Annotated in this window: 20 protein-coding genes and 3 pseudogenes; 9 read left to right on the top strand and 14 right to left on the bottom strand. The window is 32.8% G+C overall.

The window, feature by feature from the left end; genetic code table 11:
* Positions 1–169: 169 nt before the first annotated feature.
* Together AOB58_RS12285 and AOB58_RS12280 are read left to right on the top strand one after the other, a co-directional pair.
* The gene (locus AOB58_RS12285; protein ID WP_002506959.1) at positions 170–1,027 is read left to right on the top strand and encodes a RhaT/GlcU family sugar-proton symporter; all 858 of its coding nucleotides are present in this window, start codon (positions 170–172) and stop codon (positions 1,025–1,027) included.
* Positions 1,028–1,197: 170 nt separating this feature from the next.
* Positions 1,198–1,989: a glucose 1-dehydrogenase gene (locus tag AOB58_RS12280; protein WP_064783525.1), complete on the top strand. Its 792-nt coding sequence runs from the start codon at positions 1,198–1,200 to the stop codon at positions 1,987–1,989.
* 303 nt (positions 1,990–2,292) lie between these two features.
* Here AOB58_RS12280 and AOB58_RS12275 read toward each other — a convergent pair whose 3' ends face one another.
* Entirely contained in the window at positions 2,293–3,201 is a 909-nt protein-coding gene (locus tag AOB58_RS12275; protein ID WP_064783524.1) for an AEC family transporter, read from the bottom strand.
* Positions 3,202–3,350: 149 nt separating this feature from the next.
* Here AOB58_RS12275 and AOB58_RS13690 point away from each other — a divergent pair, with 149 nt between their 5' ends.
* Both AOB58_RS13690 and mspA read left to right on the top strand, forming a co-directional pair.
* Positions 3,351–3,527, top strand: coding sequence for an SE1832 family protein (locus tag AOB58_RS13690; RefSeq protein ID WP_002511448.1), 177 nt, complete (start codon positions 3,351–3,353; stop codon positions 3,525–3,527).
* A gap of 64 nt (positions 3,528–3,591) precedes the next feature.
* Positions 3,592–3,909, top strand: coding sequence for a membrane stabilizing protein MspA (mspA, locus tag AOB58_RS12270; RefSeq protein WP_064783523.1), 318 nt, complete (start codon positions 3,592–3,594; stop codon positions 3,907–3,909).
* Between the two features lie 224 nt (positions 3,910–4,133).
* Here the strand turns inward: mspA and AOB58_RS12265 are convergent.
* The 3 genes and pseudogenes from AOB58_RS12265 to AOB58_RS12250 form a co-directional block, all read right to left on the bottom strand.
* A pseudogene (locus AOB58_RS12265) lies at positions 4,134–7,327 on the bottom strand (efflux RND transporter permease subunit).
* Between the two features lie 209 nt (positions 7,328–7,536).
* Complete coding sequence (locus AOB58_RS12260; protein WP_002506953.1) at positions 7,537–8,787, bottom strand: lipid II:glycine glycyltransferase FemX; 1,251 nt, start codon at positions 8,785–8,787, stop codon at positions 7,537–7,539.
* 367 nt (positions 8,788–9,154) lie between these two features.
* Positions 9,155–9,916 (bottom strand): VOC family protein, encoded by a 762-nt coding sequence (locus tag AOB58_RS12250; RefSeq protein ID WP_064783522.1) that lies wholly within the window; start codon positions 9,914–9,916, stop codon positions 9,155–9,157.
* Between the two features lie 220 nt (positions 9,917–10,136).
* On the opposite strand from AOB58_RS12250, the gene AOB58_RS12245 reads away from it, so the two are divergent.
* The 3 genes from AOB58_RS12245 to AOB58_RS12230 all read left to right on the top strand — a co-directional run bounded on the left by AOB58_RS12245 (position 10,137) and on the right by AOB58_RS12230 (position 13,045).
* Positions 10,137–10,571 carry a MarR family winged helix-turn-helix transcriptional regulator gene (locus AOB58_RS12245; protein WP_002506951.1) on the top strand — a complete coding sequence of 145 codons (435 nt, stop codon included), beginning with the start codon at positions 10,137–10,139 and terminating at the stop codon, positions 10,569–10,571.
* Between the two features lies 1 nt (position 10,572).
* Entirely contained in the window at positions 10,573–11,766 is a 1,194-nt protein-coding gene (locus AOB58_RS12240; protein ID WP_064783521.1) for an MFS transporter, read from the top strand.
* A 137-nt stretch (positions 11,767–11,903) separates the two neighbouring features.
* A protein-coding gene (locus AOB58_RS12230; RefSeq protein WP_102134915.1) for an IS3 family transposase occupies positions 11,904–13,045 on the top strand; the annotation gives its coding sequence in 2 pieces (ribosomal slippage) (positions 11,904–12,174 and positions 12,174–13,045; 1,143 coding nt in all).
* Between the two features lie 45 nt (positions 13,046–13,090).
* Here the strand turns inward: AOB58_RS12230 and AOB58_RS12225 are convergent.
* The 7 genes and pseudogenes from AOB58_RS12225 to AOB58_RS12195 form a co-directional block, all read right to left on the bottom strand.
* Positions 13,091–13,330 (bottom strand): annotated as a pseudogene (locus AOB58_RS12225) (transcriptional regulator, SarA/Rot family); the annotation flags it as partial.
* 441 nt (positions 13,331–13,771) lie between these two features.
* Complete coding sequence (moaA, locus tag AOB58_RS12220; protein WP_056935824.1) at positions 13,772–14,794, bottom strand: GTP 3',8-cyclase MoaA; 1,023 nt, start codon at positions 14,792–14,794, stop codon at positions 13,772–13,774.
* Between the two features lie 16 nt (positions 14,795–14,810).
* Positions 14,811–15,419 (bottom strand): molybdenum cofactor guanylyltransferase MobA, encoded by a 609-nt coding sequence (gene mobA / locus AOB58_RS12215; protein WP_064783520.1) that lies wholly within the window; start codon positions 15,417–15,419, stop codon positions 14,811–14,813.
* A gap of 7 nt (positions 15,420–15,426) precedes the next feature.
* Positions 15,427–15,660 carry a molybdopterin converting factor subunit 1 gene (gene moaD / locus AOB58_RS12210; RefSeq protein WP_002506946.1) on the bottom strand — a complete coding sequence of 78 codons (234 nt, stop codon included), beginning with the start codon at positions 15,658–15,660 and terminating at the stop codon, positions 15,427–15,429.
* Entirely contained in the window at positions 15,657–16,109 is a 453-nt protein-coding gene (locus AOB58_RS12205) for a molybdenum cofactor biosynthesis protein MoaE (RefSeq protein WP_002506945.1), read from the bottom strand. Before AOB58_RS12205 ends, moaD begins: the two co-directional genes overlap by 4 nt.
* Before the next feature lie 5 nt (positions 16,110–16,114).
* Positions 16,115–16,597 carry a molybdopterin-guanine dinucleotide biosynthesis protein B gene (gene mobB / locus AOB58_RS12200; RefSeq protein WP_002506944.1) on the bottom strand — a complete coding sequence of 161 codons (483 nt, stop codon included), beginning with the start codon at positions 16,595–16,597 and terminating at the stop codon, positions 16,115–16,117.
* Positions 16,594–17,853, bottom strand: a complete 1,260-nt coding sequence (locus AOB58_RS12195) for a molybdopterin molybdotransferase MoeA (RefSeq protein ID WP_064783519.1) — start codon at positions 17,851–17,853, stop codon at positions 16,594–16,596. The genes mobB and AOB58_RS12195 overlap by 4 nt, the downstream gene beginning before the upstream one ends.
* A gap of 64 nt (positions 17,854–17,917) precedes the next feature.
* Between AOB58_RS12195 and moaC the strand changes: the two genes are divergently transcribed.
* Positions 17,918–18,403 (top strand): cyclic pyranopterin monophosphate synthase MoaC, encoded by a 486-nt coding sequence (moaC, locus tag AOB58_RS12190; RefSeq protein WP_064783518.1) that lies wholly within the window; start codon positions 17,918–17,920, stop codon positions 18,401–18,403.
* A gap of 193 nt (positions 18,404–18,596) precedes the next feature.
* On the opposite strand, the gene AOB58_RS12185 is transcribed toward moaC, so the two are convergent.
* Both AOB58_RS12185 and AOB58_RS12180 read right to left on the bottom strand, forming a co-directional pair.
* Positions 18,597–19,097: a MogA/MoaB family molybdenum cofactor biosynthesis protein gene (locus tag AOB58_RS12185; RefSeq protein ID WP_064783517.1), complete on the bottom strand. Its 501-nt coding sequence runs from the start codon at positions 19,095–19,097 to the stop codon at positions 18,597–18,599.
* A 12-nt stretch (positions 19,098–19,109) separates the two neighbouring features.
* Positions 19,110–20,113 (bottom strand): annotated as a pseudogene (locus AOB58_RS12180) (ThiF family adenylyltransferase).
* Between the two features lie 271 nt (positions 20,114–20,384).
* Here AOB58_RS12180 and cudC point away from each other — a divergent pair.
* Positions 20,385–20,939, top strand: coding sequence for a choline uptake/conversion transcriptional regulator CudC (cudC, locus tag AOB58_RS12175; RefSeq protein ID WP_021338415.1), 555 nt, complete (start codon positions 20,385–20,387; stop codon positions 20,937–20,939).
* 135 nt (positions 20,940–21,074) lie between these two features.
* Here cudC and AOB58_RS12170 read toward each other — a convergent pair whose 3' ends face one another.
* Positions 21,075–21,632, bottom strand: coding sequence for an ATP-binding cassette domain-containing protein (locus tag AOB58_RS12170; RefSeq protein WP_369965172.1), 558 nt, complete (start codon positions 21,630–21,632; stop codon positions 21,075–21,077).
* Between the last annotated feature and the right edge of the window lie 39 nt (positions 21,633–21,671).

Here is a 21,671-nt window from a genome sequence, read left to right as displayed (position 1 = left end):
TCAAAACAGTTACCCATCATATTTCACAATGATGTAAAATAATTTTGTATATAATCTAATATTTTTTACTATATTAATATTTTGCTTTAAAATATCATACAAGGGCAATCTAAGATAGTTATTTTGAAAGGAAAGTATTATTTAAATAGAGAGTGAGTGAAGATAAAGTATGGATATATTAATTGCCCTTTTACCCGCGTTATTTTGGGGAAGTGTTGTTTTAATTAATGTGCTCGTTGGTGGTGGCCCTTATAACCAAATTAGAGGTACTACATTTGGTGCATTAATCATTGGTATTATTTTATTATTAACTGGCAATGCTGAATTTGGTGACCCCACTATTATTATTGTCGGTTTAATTTCAGGTGCTTTTTGGGCACTTGGTCAAGGCTACCAATTGAAATCAATTAGTTTAATTGGTGTGTCTAAAACAATGCCTATCTCTACTGGTTTACAATTAGTAGGTACAACATTATTTAGTGCTGTATTTTTAGGTGAATGGAGTACTGGTACTCAAGTTACACTAGGCCTACTCGCTATGGTATTACTCGTTATTGGTATTGCTATGACGTCTATTAAAGGCAAAAATGAAGCATCAGAAAGCACGAAAAACTTTGGTAAAGCAATGCCTATCTTATTAATTTCTACTGTAGGTTACGTCGTGTATGTAGTTATAGCTCAAATCTTCGGTGTAGATGGAATGAATGCCCTTTTCTTCCAATCTATAGGTATGGCGATTGGTGGCTTAATTCTATCAGCTAAACACGAAACATCAATAAAAAGTACTGTATGGAATTTAATTCCAGGTGTTATTTGGGGGATAGGTAATTTATTTATGTTCTATTCACAACCCAAAGTCGGTGTAGCAACAAGTTTTTCATTATCCCAATTATTAGTCATCGTATCTACACTTGGCGGTATTTTCCTATTAGGTGAGCGTAAAGACAAACGTCAAATGACTGGCATATGGGCTGGTATTGTTCTCATTGTCATTGCTGCCTTTGTACTCGGAAATATTAAAGGTTAACATTAACAATCAAATATCATGTATTACAAATAGATAAACAACATTAAGTTTAAGGCAACGACAATTTTTCATTGCATATTAAATGATTAGTGACTTTCACCTCTAATCATTTAATATTTGTCTTAAACTTTTTGTTTTATACTATTACTATCAAGGAGGCGTCATACATTATGTTTAAAGACTTAGAAGGTAAAGTTGTAGTGATTACAGGTGCTGGTAGCGGTATTGGAAAAGCTATGGCAGAACAGTTTGGTGATGAAAAAGCCAACGTCGTTATAAATTATCGCTCAGAACGCCATTTAGAAGTTGTATCTCAAACTATTAGATTAATTGAAGATGCAGGCGGCAAGGCAATCAAGGTACAAGCTGACATATCAAAAGAAGATGATGTAGAACGTTTAATTCAATCTGCTGTAGATCAATTTGGTACACTCGATATCTTAATTAATAACGCTGGATTTGAAAAACCGATTCCTACACATGAAATGCCTTTAGAAGAATGGCAAAAAGTAATTGACGTCAATTTGACTGGTGCATTTATAGGCTCAAAAACAGCTATAAACCAATTTTTAAAAGAAGATAAAAAAGGTGTAATTATCAACACGTCAAGTGTTCATGATAAAATTCCATGGCCAAACTATGTAAACTACGCAGCAAGTAAAGGCGGATTAAAATTAATGATGGAAACAATGTCGATGGAATATGCACAATATGGTATTCGTATTAATAATATTTCACCGGGAGCTATCGTTACTGAACACACGAAAGAAAAATTCTCTGATCCAACAACACGTGAAGAAACATTAGAAATGATCCCATCTAAAATCATTGGCGAAGCTAGTCAAGTTGCTAACGTCGCAAGATTTTTAGCTTCTGACTTAGCGGATTATATTCATGGCACAACAATATATGTCGATGGTGGTATGACAAATTATCCTGCATTTATGGGTGGTAAAGGTTAAACTAACATTTAATCTAGTGAGCAATCATTAGCGCCAGCAAAAAGCACACTTGTAAATAACAAGCGTGCCCTAGGTGAGACTGAGACAAAATACATGTCTCAGTCTCAATTATTATATTGGCAGTGGATGACTGAATTGAAAATGTACTTATATCAAGCTTTTAAATAACTACTACTTCGTTTATGAAAACAAGTAGTTCTTATACATGAACTTTAGCTTTTGCATTGCATTTTCTAGTCAGCCTTGTGGGACTCGGCTCATACGCTGAAATATTTTCAGAAAAATGAGATTCCTCCCCTTCACTTATACAAATAAAGCTTGGTAAATGTATAATATAATTATACTAATAACAATCGTTAAATTGGTGACCATACCTACCAGTGGTAATGTCTTATATTTAAATTGAATTGCATAAGGTATGATGGCTACACCTACGGGTAATAACCATGCAACCTGTAGTGTTGTTTTTACCATTTGATCATCAACTGGTAAAAAGAAATATACGAGTAAGCCAGCGATAACACCTAGACCATAATGTAATAAAATGTACTTCATCGCAATTGGTAAAAAGCGTTTATCTATACTAAAATTCAACATTAACCCTATCAAGATCATCGATAATGGCATATTAGCCCCTGATAGTACAGAGAAGAAATCAATTACTGGATCTGGAAAATGAATATTGAGCATATTTAAAATAAACATGATGATATATGTCATTAACGGTACTGATTTAAGAAGATTTTTCGCTAAATATTTAAAGTCAAAACTATCACCTGAACTACTAAAATAGCTTCCTACAAAGTAAGTAACCCCAAACATAATAATTGCGCCACCAATATCTACCATACCAAAATAAATCATACCAGTATTTGGCCATATGGCTTCTACTAGTGGATATGCAAATAAGCCTATATTGAGTGAAGCCATCATCATACCAGTTGTCCCTCGTATTTGATTATCATATTTCATAAAGAACCATAACATGATTAATTTTGTTAAAACACCATATAAAATCATCAGTATAGGTAAGACAGAAAGAGATAAATCTAAATCTGCTTCGTTTAAATTAACTATCACGAGCGAAGGCAATGTGACATTTAGAACTAATGTTGCAAAGACTTGGCTGTCGTTTGCCTTAAAGTAATTAATTCTTTTAAGTGCATAACCTAATGCAATAAGTAAAATAATTATGATAAATTGTTGGGTCACAATAAACCTTCTTTCGTTACATCTTTTCGTTTTCATTCCATTTTCATACTTTAACATATAACTCGGTTATTTTAGAAGCTTTCAATTTCATGTTATAATTTAAACTAAAATAGTGTGGTTAGTGCTGCATACAAAAGGAGTGTGTAAAAATGGATTTAAAAGAAAAATTAGCTGAACTAAAATATGATTATGTGAGACTACAAGGTGACCTTGAAAAAAGAGAGTCCGTCAATCAACAAGTTGACCCATTATTACGACAACTTGAAGACATAGAAAAAGAAATTGCATCTGTTCGTTCAGAAATTAGTCAAAAAGAACGTAAATAACATCCTAGTAAATCAATTTTTTACGTGCTAAGATTAAGTGCATACATAGAAAGGATGTAATTCAATGCAACTGTACCTTATCTTTTTACCAATATTATATCTTATAGTAAGCTACATCAGTGTATTTAAAATGCCAACAATCATTACACGCATTTTACGTATTATTATGGCCTTGCTCTTATTATTTGTTGTAGCAATTACAACATTATCCTTCCCTGCAGTAAACTGGTGGGTGTTCATCGTACTATTACTTATCATTGGCAATGTAGAAATTACAGCATTTAAAAACTTTAAAAAAGATTCTAAAGCCGTTCAAATCTTAAATATAATTACAATTTTACTATTTGTGGTATACGCTATTTTAGTATTAATATTATATTAATTATTTAAATATTGAGTATTGAAGTAGTTGCCTATTTCAATACTCTTTTTTTTGCGTAGTGCATTATTTTCAGTTAACTGACAAGATAAGCTCTAAGAAAACAAATGATTTATTCTGTATCTTTTCTATATAATGACAAATAAAACTGCTTACACATATAATACTGTGTAAGCAGTTTTTCTGTAGGCGTTTATTAATACATCCTAATATGAGTTACCTATTTTTTACTTTTTCTTGTTACGTTTATTTATAATTTTATCTTTCAAACTAAATAGTATTTCGTAAATAACAGGTACTACAATTAGCGTTAATAATGTAGAAGAAATTAACCCACCTATAACTGTCGCTGCCATACCTTTTGAAATAATAATTGAGCTGTCTTCACCAAACAACATTGGTAATAGTGCACCAATTGTAGCTATAGCTGTCATAAGAATTGGTCTAATACGCGTACCACCAGCTTCTAATAATGCGTCTTTCATTTCCAGACCTTGTTTTTCTTTATTAATAACTCTATCTACTAGCACAATCGCGTTTGTGACTACGATACCAATCAGCATAAGCATGCCTATCATACTTGGTACTGATATTGTTTCGCCAGTTAAGACAAGTGCGATTACTACACCTATTACAGTATATGGAAGAGAGAATAGAATTGTAAATGGTGCAAGCGCACCTTTAAACGTAAGAACAAGCACTAAATAAACAATTATTATTGCTGCTATCATTGCTAGCACCAATTGAGAAATAGCTTTGCTTATATCTTCATTAGCCCCTCCTACTTTAGTTTCTACGTTATTTGGCTTATCTATATCGTTCACTTTAGATATTACTTTTTGAGCCATACCACCGACATCATCGTTTGTTACTTTTGTAGAAACTGTTGCAGTGTAATCACCCGCTTCTGTTTCTATTTTATTAGGTGTGGATGATTTTTCTAAATCGGCAATCTCGCTTAACTCAATAGATTGACCAGTTGGTGTTTGTACTTCTGTGCTTTCTAATTTTTCTTCTGTCCAGTTTTTATCTTTGTCTTCTTTAACTTTTACATCTATGGATTTACCTTTTTCTTTAACAGTCGTAACCGTTTGTTCAGGTGTATTTTGATTTAATGTCATTGCTAATTGCGAAGCTGACAAACCATAGCTTGAAGCTTTATTTTGATCGACTTTGATATTATATTGCTCATAAGTTTGTGATAAGTCTGACTTAACATTAGCTAATCCTTTAATATCTTTCATTTCGTCTTCAACTTTTTTTACGGTTCCTTCTATCGAATCTAATGATGGACCTGTAACTGCAATTTCTAATGCTTTGTTGTCTGTGCCAGTACCCATATCTTGATTACCCCAATCACCAGGGTGTTTATATTTTTCAATATGACTGAGCACTTTATCTGGTTCTTCATCAAAATTTGGTGTGTTAGAATCATATTCCACCATTATCGCCATGCTGTTTGAACTTCCAGTAGGGTCAGTTGGCGTCGCACCACCAACTGAATATTGAACAGTATTTACTTTATCTTTTTTATTTAAATATTTCTGTACTTCTTCCGCATGATTCAAAACGCCTTCTTCAGTTTCACCAGGTTCTGGTGTATATGTAAGTGTCATATACTTATCTTCACCTGTGGAAATGAAACTTGTACCAAGTTTAGCAGCACCTAGCCCAATACTTGCTATCAAAATGATTGTACTAATAATAATAACAATCCATTTATGGTTTAATGACCAATTTAATACTTTTTTGTAATTACTACCTATCAAACCTAGTTTCTTTTCTTTATGTTGTTTGATTCCTTTTTTAAAGAACGTTGCACTTAATGCTGGAACAATTGTTACAGAAACAAGAAGTGACGCTAATAAACTAAAAGCAATTGCAAGTGCAAATGGTCTAAACATTTGCCCTACTGAACCTGTTACAAAGACTAGTGGCAAGAATACAATAATTGTCACTATAGTAGATGATAAAATTGGTTTGAATACTTCACTTGTAGCACTTATAACTAATTTATCTCCGCTTAATTGCTCTTCCTTATCTGATAATCGTCGGTATATATTTTCTACTACTACGATAGAGTCATCAATCACACGTCCTATAGCAACGGTTAATGCGCCTAAAGTAAGAATATTTAATGAAACATCTGATAATTTCAATGCCACCATCGCTATTAAGATAGACATTGGTATGGATACAATTGAAATTGCAGTCGTTCTTATGTTTCTTAAGAATAACAAGATTACGATAATCGCCACCATTGTACCTAAAGCTGCTTTTTCAATCATAGTGTAAAGAGAATCTTGTATAGGTTTCGCTGTATCCATGACTTTAGTTGAATTGACATCAGGATTTTCTTTAACAAATTTATCAATTTCATTTTTAGTATCTTCGGCTACTTTTACAGTGTTAGCATCTTGTGATTTAGTAACCTGTACATTCACCGCATCTTTACCATTTGTTTTGGAAATAGACTCACGTACATCGCCTACAGAGACATCAGCAATATCATCTAATTTTACTGATGGTACGCTTGCTCCACCTGAGCTACTACTTGCTCCAGCACCTTGCATTGCTGAACCTTGCGAAGAAGCTCCCGAACCATCTTGACCTTGTGCTGCGCCTTGTTGAGTTGAACCACTTGCACTTTGTCCTTGAGTGCTAGAGCCAGCACCTGCAGTTAGTGGGATTTCTAAATCTTTCAATGCATCTACCGATGTGAATTGACCATCGATAACAACAGATTTTTCTGTCTTATCAAATTGGAATAATCCGAGTGGCGTTTCACTTGTAGCACTCTTTAGAAATTGTTGAACACTTTCTGCACTTAAACCACTTTCTTGTAATTTATCTTGATCAAACTTCACAGATACTTCTCGTGACGTTTGACCGTTAAGTTGTGCAGTTTGTATGCCTTCAATTGTTTCTAGACGTGGGATCAGTTCGTTGTTAATTTTATTTGTCGTATCTTTCAGGTTATCTTCCTTATTACTAAATGAATAAGCTACGATAGGAAATGCATCCATTGAACTTCTTGTCAGTTCCGGTTCCTCAACCTCTTCATCAAATTTAATCTTATCGATTTCTTTCTGCAAATCATTTTCCGCTTTATCCATATCTGCAGTTTCTTCATATTCTACAGATACCATTGAAGCATTTTGTATAGATTGAGCGCTTACGCTTTTAACATCAGACATAGACCTAACTTGACTATCTATTTTATCGCTAATGTCTTCCTTTACTGTTTCTGGAGTTGCCCCGGTAATGCTGTTTGTATTGTAATTATAGGTGGTTCGGCATCTGGTAATAGTTCGAGTTTCATTTTAGAACTCGAGTATATGCCAGCTAATATAACTAACAAGACCATTAAGAAGATTGCAAATTTATTTCCTAATGAAAACTGTAATAATTTTTTTATCATGCGCTTAATCTCCTCTCGTACTTTCATTTCGTTATATCTAATTTACCATAAGTCTCTAACTTACAATATCATACATGCTAATAATTTTATAAAATATTTCGAATTTTTAAATTTATTTAGTATTTAAAAAATGCACAGTATAAAGTTTTATAAAATTTAAATCAAAACTTTATACTGTGCATTTTTATGTTTAACTATTTTATTACATTTTACTTACTTCTAAGTTTACGAGATATTCTAATTTTTGCCTTAGTAAGCTTCGGTTTTACATTTTCAATTAATTGATACAGTGGTTTGTTTAATACATAATCAAACTCACCTATTTTTTCACTTAAATATGTGCCCCAAACTTTTTTGAATGTCCATAAGCCATAGTGATCGGAGTCTTTATCAGGATCATTATCAGTACCACCAAAATCATAAGTTGTTGCGCCGTGTTCCCTAGCATATTGCATCATAGCAAACTGCATATGATGGTTTGGTAGAAAATCACGATATTCATTTGAAGAGGCACCATATAGATAATATGATTTGTTACCTGCGAACATTAACAACGCGCCTGACAAATAAATACCTTCAGGGTGCGATAGTTCTAATTTTTCCATATCCTCAATTAATTCTTGGGTTTTAACGATTTTATTATTTACATCGTTGATTTTATTTAGTGTTTTTTTATCTTGTTTTTTTTCAGCTAATTTAACTTTTTCTTGCTCAAGCTGTGATAAGTCTTCTCTTAAATCTTCGAGTACTGGTTTAGGCTCTAATTTAACTAAGAATAATTCTGCATCGCCATCTGGATTCATAGCATCGTATATATTTTGGAAATAACTAATATCACGTGTTAAAAAGCCATCACGTTCACCTGTAATTTGCATTAAGTTAGCAAATGTTTTTAAGCCTTCTCTATTAGAACGCTCAACAGTCGTACCACGTTTTAAAGCTAATCTGACTTTTGAACGATTACGTCTTTCAAAACTTTGTATAAGTTCTTCATCCGACTTTTCAATTGGTGTTATCATTGTCATTCTTGGTTGTATATAATCTTTAGATAAACCTTCTTTGAAACCTTTGTGTTTAAATCCTAGTGATCTTAGGTTTGTTAATGCGTCAGCACCTTTGTCTACTTCAACATCTGGATCAATTTTAATAGCGTACGCTTTTTCTTCTTTTGCAATTTGCATTGCGTACTCTAAAAGCGTTTCTAATGCGAGTTTATTACTGTAATCTGTAACAAAACCTCTAGAAATATAGCATAACGTATATGGTAACTTAGGTACCTTTTTGAATAATAGTTGAGCAACGCCTTTTACTTCGCCCTCTTCTCCAACTGCAATACGTTTTGAATACCATCCAGTTAGTGTTTTTGTTTCTGCCCATTTTGTTAATTGTAATAAATCACCCTGTGGATGCGACTTAACAAATGCATCATGTGCTTGATTTGTGATATTCATCTTTTCCATACAACTGATGTCTCCTTTACCAATTCAATACTTTGATATTATACATTGCTTCGCTCATAATTTCACATATAAACAATTCATTTGTTATACTATATTAAAAGAAAAAACGAGGTGTTTTCATGCGTATTTTTATTATTGGATTATTACTGATTATTAATTTAATCTTTGTAGTTCAAGCTTTTATCGAACCACTGTCAATATCATACTTAAGCTTAAGAGTAATTTTAGCAGCGTTGTCTTTTGTTATATGTGTTTACTTATTATTATTACGTACACATAAAGTCGCCACGTATTTAACTATTTTAACACTTATTATTTCATTGATACACATTTTCATTATTGCACATAGCGCATACCTTTATATTTATTAATCTGCCTCGAACTGATAGCTTGCTCCTCGAATAATTAAAGTATACGATGATGAAGTTTTATCGTCTCTTAATGTGACTGATTTATACCCTGAATGTTCACCATCATAAATGTGGTAAACGACATCATCATTTTTTAATTTTAATGCAGTATATGTTTTAGTTTCACTTATTTTTTCCATATCAAACCAATATTCCCATTTTTTTACAGTATGCTCTCGTTCTGTGCTGTGTATATTAATTGTTTTAATCGTAAATTCTTTTTGTTGCAACGGTTCTAATTTTTCATTTCTCACTTCTTCAGCTTCACTCCACTGTATAAAAAATGGTGGTTTTACTCTATAGTCTGGATCTGCAATATAAAGCAATTTCCAAGATGTTTTATCACCTTTCACATTTTCCCTATGCATATCTATGGGACCAATGACCTCTATATTTCTCGTTTCCAAATCTTTTTTCAATTGATGAATATCTTGCGTACGAAATGCCAGTGTTTTTATACCTTGACTATAATTATCTTGCACTATTTTAGAAGGAAACGATACACGTCCTTCATCTGTTTTTATCATTTTTAATAATACGTCGGGTTTATACACGTCTAACAACTCTATATATGCATTATTCAAATAGGCTAATCTGTTATAAGTTCCCAACCTTTCATGGTGGCCACCTTGATGTAATTTAAACAAATGCCCCGGATATTTAAAGTTATCTAATTGATGAATATAATGAATCATATGATCTAATTTTAAATACTGCATTAGGTATCTCCCTTATTTTAGCTTTAACTATATCTTAACAAATTGTATACCACTTTACTTGTCTTAACTAACGCTACGTAATAAATTTCTTATCTCCATAAACTTTTTCTTGAATTTTTAATGATTTTACATCGCCTACTATTGATTTTTTTATTAAAAAAGAATAGAATAAGTATGCTGTAAATTAAGTTAGCAAAGCTAACTATATTAGGAGGTCATTATGGAAAAAAATATTATATTTAATAACCTTATTGCAATTTATAGACCATACACAAAATTGTTTCAACCTATATTTGAAGAGTTTGATCTATATCCTGCTCAATGGTTAGTATTTAAAGATATAGCATACAATGCGCCTACTACTTTGGTACAAATATCAAAGCGCCGTGCCATCGAGAAACCAACGACACGTAAGATTTTAAAAGTACTTTCTGAAAAATCATTGCTTTCAATTGAGCCTGGAATTGATAAAAGGGAGAAATTATTAGCACTCTCAAAAGAAGGTCAGCTATTATATAACAACATTAGTACTCGAGTTGATAAGGTACAAGATCAGCTTATTGAAGACACAGGATTATCTGAAGGCGATCTTAAACAGGCAGTTAAGACTATTCAATCAATACATGAAGCTATAACAAAAATGGAGGAAGGGTAATATGAAGCAAGCAATACCAACAAAATCACCCATATGGACAAAAAGTTTTAATATAAACTTTATAACCAATTTTTTAATATACTTATGTATGTACTTACTTATAGTAATAATCGCCAGTTATGCTAAATCTGAATATAATGTTTCAGATAGCACCGCTGGCTTAGTAACAGGACTCTTTATCATAGGTTCCTTAATTGGCCGTTTTGTAACTGGTAAATATGTAAATAAAGTCGGACCGAAACGTATATTGTTAATTGGATTAGTATTTTTACTCGTTACCCAATTGTTATATTTTATAGAAGGTTCTATAACATTACTCATGTTTACTAGACTAATCAACGGTATTGCTACAGGAATTACTACAACGGCAACAGGCACCATCGCTGCTTATGTCACGCCTAATGATAGAAAAAGTGAAGGCATTAGTTTATTTTCTTTAAGCCTTGTTATTGGTGCAGCTATTGGCCCTTTCCTTGGTTTACTATTAATTAATACTTTTCCAATTAAAATGTTATTCTTAATTTGTCTTGTTTGTGGTGTAGTAAGCTTATTAATTTCTTTCTTTGTAAATCTACAATTTAAGCTCGATACAACTGATACAACTACTCAAAAAACAACAAGTAAAAAATTCAACATTAATAATTACATTGCAAAAGAAGCCATACCTGTAGCAATAATTATGTTGATTTCAGGTTTAACTTATTCTTCAATACTTACATTTTTGCAATTCTTTGCTCAAGAGATAAATTTAGTAACGATTTCTAGTTACTTCTTTATATTTTATGCCATTGCATCATTGATCACTCGACCAATTGCAGGTCGTCTCATGGATCAAAAAAATGAGAACGTCATTGCATATCCTGCCTTTGTATTCTTAATCCTTACATTCGTTACTTTAAGTATTACAAATAATGGTTGGTTACTCATTCTTGCTGGCTTGTTCTTAGGTGCAGGTTATGGAAATATTTCATCCTGTATGCAAGCTATTGCCATTAAAGTATCACCACCTGCTAAATATGGTATAGCAACTTCAACCTATTTTATCGGATTAGATTTAGGAGTTGGGTTTGGACCATATGTTTTAGGCTTTATGACATCCTCCGTATCTTATGCACAATTATATGCTATTATGGCCGTCATCGTACTTATAGCAGCTATTATTTATTTCTTCTTACATGGCAGAAAAGTTAAATAACTTAACTCATTGTAATAAAAAGAGAACGGAAAGGAATCAAATTTTGATTTTGAACTGACCCCAATTAATGGGAGTAAAATAAAGACACTTTCGTTGAATTCATATTAAAATGAATTTATTCGGAGGTGTTTTTTTCTATGAAAAAAGTAGCATATTCAGTAGAAACTAAAAACAAAGTAATAGAAATGAAAATTCAAGGTTATTCTACTAAACATATTATGGACATTTTAAATATTAAAAATAAGACTCAAGTACAAAGATGGTGGAAATGGTATAGAGATGGTGAAAGCAACAGGTTTCCTCAACAAGTCGGAAAACAATATTCATATGGAAAGGGAATTGAAGAATTCAGTAATGAAGAGAAATTGAAATTAGAAATTAGACGTCAACAAGCTGAAATTGATGTTTTAAAAAAGTACAAGGAATTGGAAAGGAAGTGGCGCCAAAAGTAATAATACAAGTGGTTAATGCGTTGAAATCAAGGTACCCAGTTAAGGTAATATTAGATGTTTTTAAGATTCCCAAATCCACTTATTATCGTTGGAAATGTAAAAATTATGAATTAGATTCAATTGAAGAAAAAGTTAAATATATTTGTCATAAACACAACTATACCTATGGTTATAGGAAAGTAACTGCTGAATTAAATAAATTTAGCGAAATAATAGTTAACCACAAAAAAGTACAAAGAATTATGCAGGAAAATGGATTGAATTGTCGCGTTAAACCTAAGAAATCTAAAAAACCAGGTAATCCATTTTATAAAACAGATAATTTACTACAGAGAAATTTCAACGCAAACTGTCCATTAGAAGTACTTGTAACTGATATTACTTATTTACCTTTCGGTAATACAATGTTGTATCTTTCATCAATTATGGATGTCTATAACGGAGAAATTATAGCTTATTCTATAGATAATCACCAAAATCAAAGTTTAGTAAACGATACGCTTAATCAAGTGGAAATTCCTGATGGTTGTATTCTTCATACTGATCAAGGTAGTGTTTATACGTCGTATGAATATTATGAATTGTGCAAAGAAAAAGGCATTACCAGAAGCATGTCCCGTAAGGGAACGCCAGCCGATAATGCCCCGATCGAATGTTTTCATTCCTCACTAAAGTCTGAAACATTCTACTTAAACAAAGAGCTCAAGAGCTCTAATAACATTGTAATAGATATTGTCGAAAATTACATTGAAAACTATAATAAAGTTAGAATTCAACAAAAACTAGGCTACTTAGCTCCTATAGAATTCAGGAAATCAGCAGCTTAGAAAACAGTGTTTTTATTAAATTCCCATTTTAAGGGTTCAGTGCCCTTTAGACATGAGTTCTTTTTTATAAATTTTTCGTATAATCACGTCAATCTTGCTCGTGTCCCATAACATTTCGAAATGAAGTGTATCTCTCAATTCTTTTCCGCTAATTTTTTTAGCTTCATACACTTTATACAACACAACAAATTCTTCAATTGATAAATGATGTACGGTCTTCAACCAATGTTTTAATTGACTTAATGCTCTTTCAGAAGTTATAAAATAAGATACTTTACTTTCCATAATAATGGCCTCCTCATCGTTTTTTCTTGTTGTTTTAATGGCTTTATAATGAATATGCTTCGAAAATATTATATAACATTTTCTTCATTAAATCTATTATTTTAAAAGTAATAGATAAATATTTTTTACTATTGTCTTTCATTTATATAGCTTCTTATACATACCAAGCATTTTTTTGTTTTAATTAAATCCCTAAAGTAAATATAAACATTTTTTACTAATAGAATATCTTAAAAAATCTTTATTTTAAAATTTGAAAATGTCTATTATTAACCTTTATTTTGTTAAATAAATAGAATAATTTTTTATCTTGTGATTTAACACAAAAAACGCTGAGAGCATATTTATTTAAGCTACTCCAGCGTTTTATGATTTTAGATATTATGTCAGCGTCAAAACTATAACAAGTCTAATAGATAGATTGACAACTATCTAGTGATACTAACCACCAATATAATTCATATTAATTTTTTTGCGCTTTCTATTTGCTACAGTTTGTTCCGTACGTTCATCTGAATATCTATCATCTCTAACGTTCCATAGTACTTTAAATTGTTCAAATAGCTCGTCATCAGTTGCTCCAGCACGCATAAATGATTTCACATTAAAGCCATCTACTGTACTAAATAGACAACTATAGAACTTACCGTCTGATGACAATCGACCGCGTGTACAAGTAGAGCAGAAAGATTGAGATACACTAGTGATAAGACCAAACTGCGCACCATTATCTTTATGACGATAATATTTAGCGACTTCGCCAAAATATTTTGGCTCAACAGATTCAATATCAAACTCATTTTCTATCATATTTAACATTTCATCTTTTGTTACCACTTTACTAAAATCCCATCCATTATCGTTTCCAACATCCATAAATTCTATAAATCTAATCTCAATATCTTTCTCTTTGAAATACTGAATCATAGGTAGAATTTGGTTATCATTTACACCTTTTTGTATAACCACATTTACTTTCACATGGAATCCTATGGAAATTGCATAATCAATCTGTTGCAATATTGTAGAAGCTTTTATATTTCTATTATTAATCGCTTGAAACACTTTGTCTTCAATTGCATCTAAACTTACATTAATACGTCTTAAACCCGCATCATATAATTTTTGACCATGTTTTTTTAACAATAAGCCATTTGTCGTTAGACCAATATCCTCTACGCCATCAATCTGATTCAATTCATAAATCAATTTATATAAATCACGTCTGAGTAATGGTTCACCGCCTGTAATACGTATTTTTTTCACACCTAATTGTGTGTATACTTTCGAAATACGTACCATTTCATCAAATGTAAGAAGCTCGTCTTTAGGTAAGAAAACAAAATCATCGCCAAAGATTTCTTTAGGCATGCAATAATCACAACGGAAATTGCATCGATCTGTAACTGATAATCTTAAGTCACGTATCGGCCGCCCGAGTTTATCAGTGATTTGTTCTACCATATCGTTAGCCCCCCTTTTATCTATTTATAATTTCATGTTGTAAAGCGTCCAAATCATGTTGGAAATTAATATTTTTATACCAATAACCAGGTGATTCAATTGTATTAACATCTAACCAATCGCTTGCAACTTTAGTATAAACATTCTTTAAACTATAATCATCTGAATTCAGTGCCTTATCAATGTAAGTTAAAGTATGTGGACTGTAAAAGGCAAGTGTAGGTATCGGTTTACCCGCTTCTTTAAAACCTGCAATATCTAACTGGTCTTCAATAAGGTGTTCCACCATAAATTGATATAATTTACTTATCGCTTTTTGAGTAATCATAGGTGTGTCAACGGAAATAACAAAGAAAAGTTCTTCCTCTAGGTGTTGGCTCATGACTGATCTAATACCTGCCAAAGGCCCTTTATCTTTATTCTGGTGTTCATCTATAATTATATTTGGGTAATCAAATTGTGTCGCAAGATTTTCATTGGTACTTATAATAATTTGATTAAACATGTTCGTTGCTTCTAACACATCTATAATTCGCTCATAAAATGTTTGCGATTCAATTTGTGCAAAAGCCTTAGGTTCACCGAATCTCTCTGACTGTCCTCCGGCAAGTATAATTGCTTTCATCTCTTCTTTACCCTCCGCTAACTGGTGGAATCAATGCGACAGTGTCATTAGGTTGGACAATGTCATCATTTTTCACAAATTCTTCATTTACTGCTATTTGAAATTTTTTATCACTAATACTAGGATAACGTTTAAATAAATCTGTAATAAATTCATCTACAGTAATATCATAACTTAAATCGATGTCTTCTGATTGTTTTGCTAATATTTCTTTTATCTCTGCAAAATAAAGTACTTTCATGATTGGCCTCCTTCAATCGCATCCTCATAGCTTCCATGTTGATGTCCTTGCCATTGTGCACCATCTTCCCATATTTCCTTTTTCCAAATAGGTACGATTTCTTTGATACGCTCAATTGCATATTCATTTGCTCTGTATGCATCTTTTCGATGTGGCGAAGATACACTAATGAGTACTGCAATATCTGAAATAGCTAACGGGCCAATTCTATGAACGATTGTCGTTTGTGTACCAGGCCATTGTTCTGAAATTTCATCACCTATTTGAGCTAACTTTTTTTCTGCCATAGGAATATAGGCTTCATACTCTAAATACTCTGTTTTAATTCCTTTTGTCCATTCCCTTACATGACCTGTAAAAACAACAACTGCACCTTGATGTTCATTCAGTACATAAGATCTATATTGCTCTGTCTGTATCGGCTCGCTTGTCACTTCAAATTGCTTCATTTAATTCATTCCTTTGATATTAAAAAAGATAATAACCATTGGTCATACTGACGTAAAGCCTCTGGTTTTGATATATTAATGGCATACTTAATATGTGTTAAATGATTTAGTGCATTTCGGTCGTTTTCATCACGATAAACTAACACTTTATCGTAACTTGCTTCTTTAAAACCCTCTACCAATATTACGTTACTGTCTATTGTAACAGATTCTTCTATGATTTCATCAAGCGTTTTGTTTTGTGTTCTGGTGACACTTTGTTGGTAAGCATTACCTTGAACAATACTTTGATCTGCACCTGCATAAAAGTGTTTCATATGGTCAACATGATTATTTTGTAATGTGATATCAGGGTGGTCCTCAGAGTTATGATGTCCATGATGTTTCACCGTTGCTACTGTGTGGTGATGTTCTTTTAATACCTGAATTGTATGTTCCATTAATGTGGTTTTCCCAGAGCTTTTCAATCCAACAATTTGTAAAATCATATAAAGCATTCCGTTTCATAAGCTTGTGATTCAGTTAATATTACATTTACCGTATAACCTTTTTTATATCCTCTTGTTCCACCTGGTAACATAATCATGGCATTACTATGTGCAATCGCAACAACTGCACCTGATTTGTTAAATCCTGAAGGAACTGCTGTCATTTCTTTGCCGTTAAAAGTGACCGTAGCACGAATAAATCTCGTAAATGGGTTTGCTTTTGTAAAATCTTCCATCAATGTAGCTTGCACGACTTGAGGATAAAGTGCATTTGCATGCATCATATGTTGAACTGCTGGCTTAACGTATAACTCAAAGCCTGTAAAGCATGCTGATGGATTTCCAGATAAACCAAATAGATACTTACCTTCTGCTACTGCTACTGTCGTCACACTTCCTGGACGCATAGCAATTTTATTAAAAAGGACTTCAGCATTTAATGCTTCGTATATTTGTGGTAAATAATCAAAATCCCCAACTGATACACCGCCAGTAGTAATGACGATATCATGCTGTTGCATCGCTTCTGTAACCACTTGAATACTACTTTCTAAATCATCTTGTTGTATTTGATAACGTTTTACTTGTAAGTCTAATTTACTAGCCAATGCAGTAATCATTGGCCCATTAGAATTCCTTATTTTCCCAGGTTCTAAATCATCACTCACATCTAATAACTCACTTCCTGTAGCAATTACGGCTACGCTTGGTTTTTTAAAAACAGGAACTTGTGCATAGCCATATGTAGCTAATACTGCAATGGCACCAGGATTAATTCGTTGTCCTTTTTGTAAAATGACGTCACCTATTTGAGTTTCTTCACCTTTTAAAGAGACGTTCTCATTTGGTTTAAATGCTTTACGTAATGTGAAACTTTGTCCTTGTTCTACAGTTTGTTCTAACATGACGACTGCATCTGCACCTTCAGGCATCGCGGCACCTGTCATAATTCGAACTGCTTCAAACGCACCAACTTTTTTATCCGAAACAGCACCGGCACCAATATGGTCAATTACATTGAAAGTTAGACGGTGCGCACCACTTGCATTTGTTGTATCTTTACTTCTAATGGCAAAACCATCATAGGGTGATTTGTTAAAACGTGGAATTTCGTATGTAGCAATAATATCTTCAGCCAATATATGGTTTAAACTAGCATCTAGGGGCACTGTAGCCTCATCCTTATAAATATTTTGACTCACAACGCGTTCAATGGCTTCACCTACTGGAATTGGATTTCTTTTCTCAACTGGCATCTAAATCTACTCCTTATATTAATTAATTTCGTGATATACTAGAAAACGATTAGGAGGGATATGTTTGTCTGAATTTACACATATTAATGAACAGGGCAATGCTAAAATGGTAGATGTTTCTGAAAAAAATATTACGAAACGTACTGCAATCGCACATTCAAGCATTACCGTAAACCCAGAAATCCATCAACAAATTGTTGATCATACAAATAAAAAAGGAAATGTTCTTAATACTGCACAAATTGCAGGTATTATGGCAGCTAAAAACACTGCTGATATTATTCCAATGTGTCATCCTTTACCACTAACAGGTATTGATGTTGAATTTCAGTGGCAGAAGAATGCGCAATCTTTCACTTTGAATATCCAAGCAACTGTGTCTACTACTGGAAAAACAGGTGTCGAAATGGAAGCATTAACTGCTGCAACTGCTGTAGCACTTACTGTATATGATATGACAAAAGCTTTAGACAAAGGTATGGTTATTGGCGAAACTTATTTACTATCTAAATCAGGTGGTAAATCTGGTGATTTTGAACGAAAAGCATAATTAATACTTACGCTCAACTCGAATAAAGTCTCTAAGACATAAATACGTGTCTCAGCCTCAATAATTATTTTGGCAGTAGCCTATCTCATATATAAATACACGAGTGTGAAGCTCTTGTATTCTTTTTTCTAGCAAACCTTGTGAGAGGGCGGGAAAGATATCAAATTTCGTATTTTGATTCTTCTCACCCTCTTTATTTAGTTATTTCTTTAACCAAATGATTTAATTCTGGTTTTATTAACTTCTCCAATGCTAATTTAACAGCTCCAGTAGATCCCGGAATACTAAAGATTAACTTGTCATTTACTGTCCCCGCGATTGCTCGAGACAATAATGCTCTCGTACCTACATCCTCAGCATAACTAAGATATCTAAACAGCTCTCCAAATCCTTCTATTTCTTTAGTAAAAAATGAAGATACTGCTTCTATAGTTACATCTCTTTGTGCAATACCAGTGCCACCTGTAGTAACAATCACATCGATGTCTTCACTTAACCATTGCTCAACTTGCATTTGAATCGCTTCTTGTTCATCTTTCACTATTTTATAATGCGCCTTATCGATTGAAACATTTAATTCCGATAACAGCTCTATTACTAATTTACCACCCTTGTCTGTCTTATAATCTCTTGTATCAGAAACTGTCAATACTGCACATTTTATATCTTGATTTAACTTAACATTTGTATGCATTTTTACACTCCTTTAGCCAAATAGTTGGTTTATTAAAGTAATCGCTTGTTGAGGATTGGTCATACCATGTATCAGTAATCTGCCACCTTTAAAGCTAACAATGCGATAGCCATTATATTCAAAGTGAATCATATAAGGATTACGTCGATAGGCAATATTTTGCTGAGTTAAAAATATTTCTAATATTTCCTGGGAAATATTAGGGTTTTCGTATTGCACTGTATCCCTACCACACAAACTAGCAAACTGTCGTTTCGTTTCATTTAAATGTGGATAAGTAGGTGCGCAACCACAAGTCTTGCAATCGCTCCGTTGTAGTTTACTAAATCCAAATGTAAAGTGTGTGCCTTCCCATAAATCTCCATAAGTTACTTTAGTCGGAACGTGTTGTTCTGTTAAAATTTTTAGCGCATCCCTCATCTGCAAACTTGTAGTCATCGTCACTGCAGGTTGAATTACACCTACCGTATCACATGTCATATTTATAGCTGGTAACTGTGGCACTAAGCAATTAAAACATGGCGTGTGTCCTGGAATAAAAGCAGCTTCTACATAAGTACTTTGGACTACCCACCATAAATCCACGGTATGCCTTTTCGAAAAGCAAAATCATTAATTAACTGTCTCGTTTCAAAGTTATCTGTTGCATCTAATATAAGTTGAGCTGAACCAGCATTGTCATCTAAAAACTGACGATTTACATGTGCAATATAACTATAAATCTTCAAATCTTGTCTAATATCTAATAATTTTTGTTTAGCAGCAACAACTTTTGGCAAACCTTCCAACGCATCCGATTCACTAAATAACGTTTGTCTTTGAAGATTACTATATTCGATATAATCTCTGTCTACAATAGTTAATGTACCAACCCCTGCTCTAACTAAACTTTCAGCAAGATGCGTACCAAGTGCCCCCACGCCTACAATGAGCACGTGTGATTGCATGATTTTATCTTGTCCTTTAGGACCTATATGTTTAAATAACGTTTGTCTTGAATAGCGGTCTTTTGTCACTACAATAACCCTCTCTATACATCATTGTATCCATTATAAATCTTGCATGCGAGAGTAACAACGGTTTGCCATTAATATTACAAAAAGTAGTGAATTCCCTATGTATTTTTTTGATTCTGAGCACTAACAATGATTGGTATAACTAGAAATGTTAATGGTTTTATTAATACACTTAATATGCTCTAAATCATGCCGCACGTTACTTATAAAGCATATCCTTTAATTATATGTTCGTGTTACAATAAGTTAACTATTACATGGAGGTGAATCAATGGCACGTTCAAAAGACTATGAACAACTATTGGAGCAAGCAAAAGATATCGTCATCAATTCAATTGGAGAAACGATGGATCTTTATGGAGTCAATCGTAGTGTAGGTAATCTATATGGCACGATGGTTTTTGAACAAAGTAATATGACACTAGATGAAATGCGTTATGAATTACAAATGAGTAAGCCCAGCATGAGTGCAGGTGTTAAAAGACTGCAAGAATTTGATGGCGTAAAACAAGAGTTTGTTCGAGGAAGTAGAAAACAACACTTTACTGCTGAAAAAGACTTTTTTACGTTTTTTGGAAACTTCTTTTCACAAAAATGGAAACGTGAAATCAAATTGAATTCAGAAGCAATATACAAAGCTGAATCTTTATTGAATCCCATTATTCATTCTGAAACTGCTACACCTGAAATCATAGAAGAAGCACAAGAAATTTTAGAGCAAATAGAACATTCTAAACTCTATTATGCTTGGCTATCTACTCTAACAGATGCGCTCAATTCAGGAGAAATATTTGACTATTTTCCAATTCCGGAAAATAAATTATAATCGACACGTCAACACAATAAGACCCATCCATAAATACTAATAATGGATGGGTCTTATTTTTAATATCTTATAATTTCACAAGTACCTAATCACCTAGAATAGATCTTGTGATTGTGGCATCTTATCGGCAATCACTTATTCAATATTAATCACTTCATGAGCCAGTGCCTCTGCTTCATAATTAGAATGTGTTACAAAAATAATTGGTATTTGCCACTCTTCAAATATGCGCTTTACTAACTGAATACTTTCATCTTTAGTCGTATCATCCAAGCTTGAAAATGGTTCGTCCAATAATATGAGATCTGGTCTAGTACTTAACGTTCTTGCTAATGCCACACGCTGGGATTCTCCACCCGACAGTCTCATTGGAAACTGTGGCTTTAAATGCGTAATGTTTAATTGATGCATCAAAGTCTCTATATGTTCAGAAGGTTGCGCCATAAAAGTTATATTCTGATACACATCCATATTAGGAAACAATTGATAATCTTGAAATAAGTAGCCAATATTACGCTGTTGAATTTTCATATCTATATTGTTAGGCGTATCAGTTAAAATACGTTCATTAACTTCTATATATGCCTTATTTGCACTTTTCAATCCTGCTATAATATTTAAAATTGTTGTTTTACCAATACCGGAAGGACCTTTAACTGCATAAATTTTAGGTTCAGTATCTTGTATGTTCATATGCAATTGCGTGTTTTTGAGCGCATGCTCTAAATGTAA

Source organism: Staphylococcus sp. AntiMn-1, from assembly GCF_001663395.1.
In the GTDB taxonomy this organism is placed as follows: domain Bacteria; phylum Bacillota; class Bacilli; order Staphylococcales; family Staphylococcaceae; genus Staphylococcus; species Staphylococcus equorum.
The sequence above is the reverse complement of the archived record's forward strand: the minus strand, read 5'-3'. Positions and strand labels throughout refer to the sequence as shown.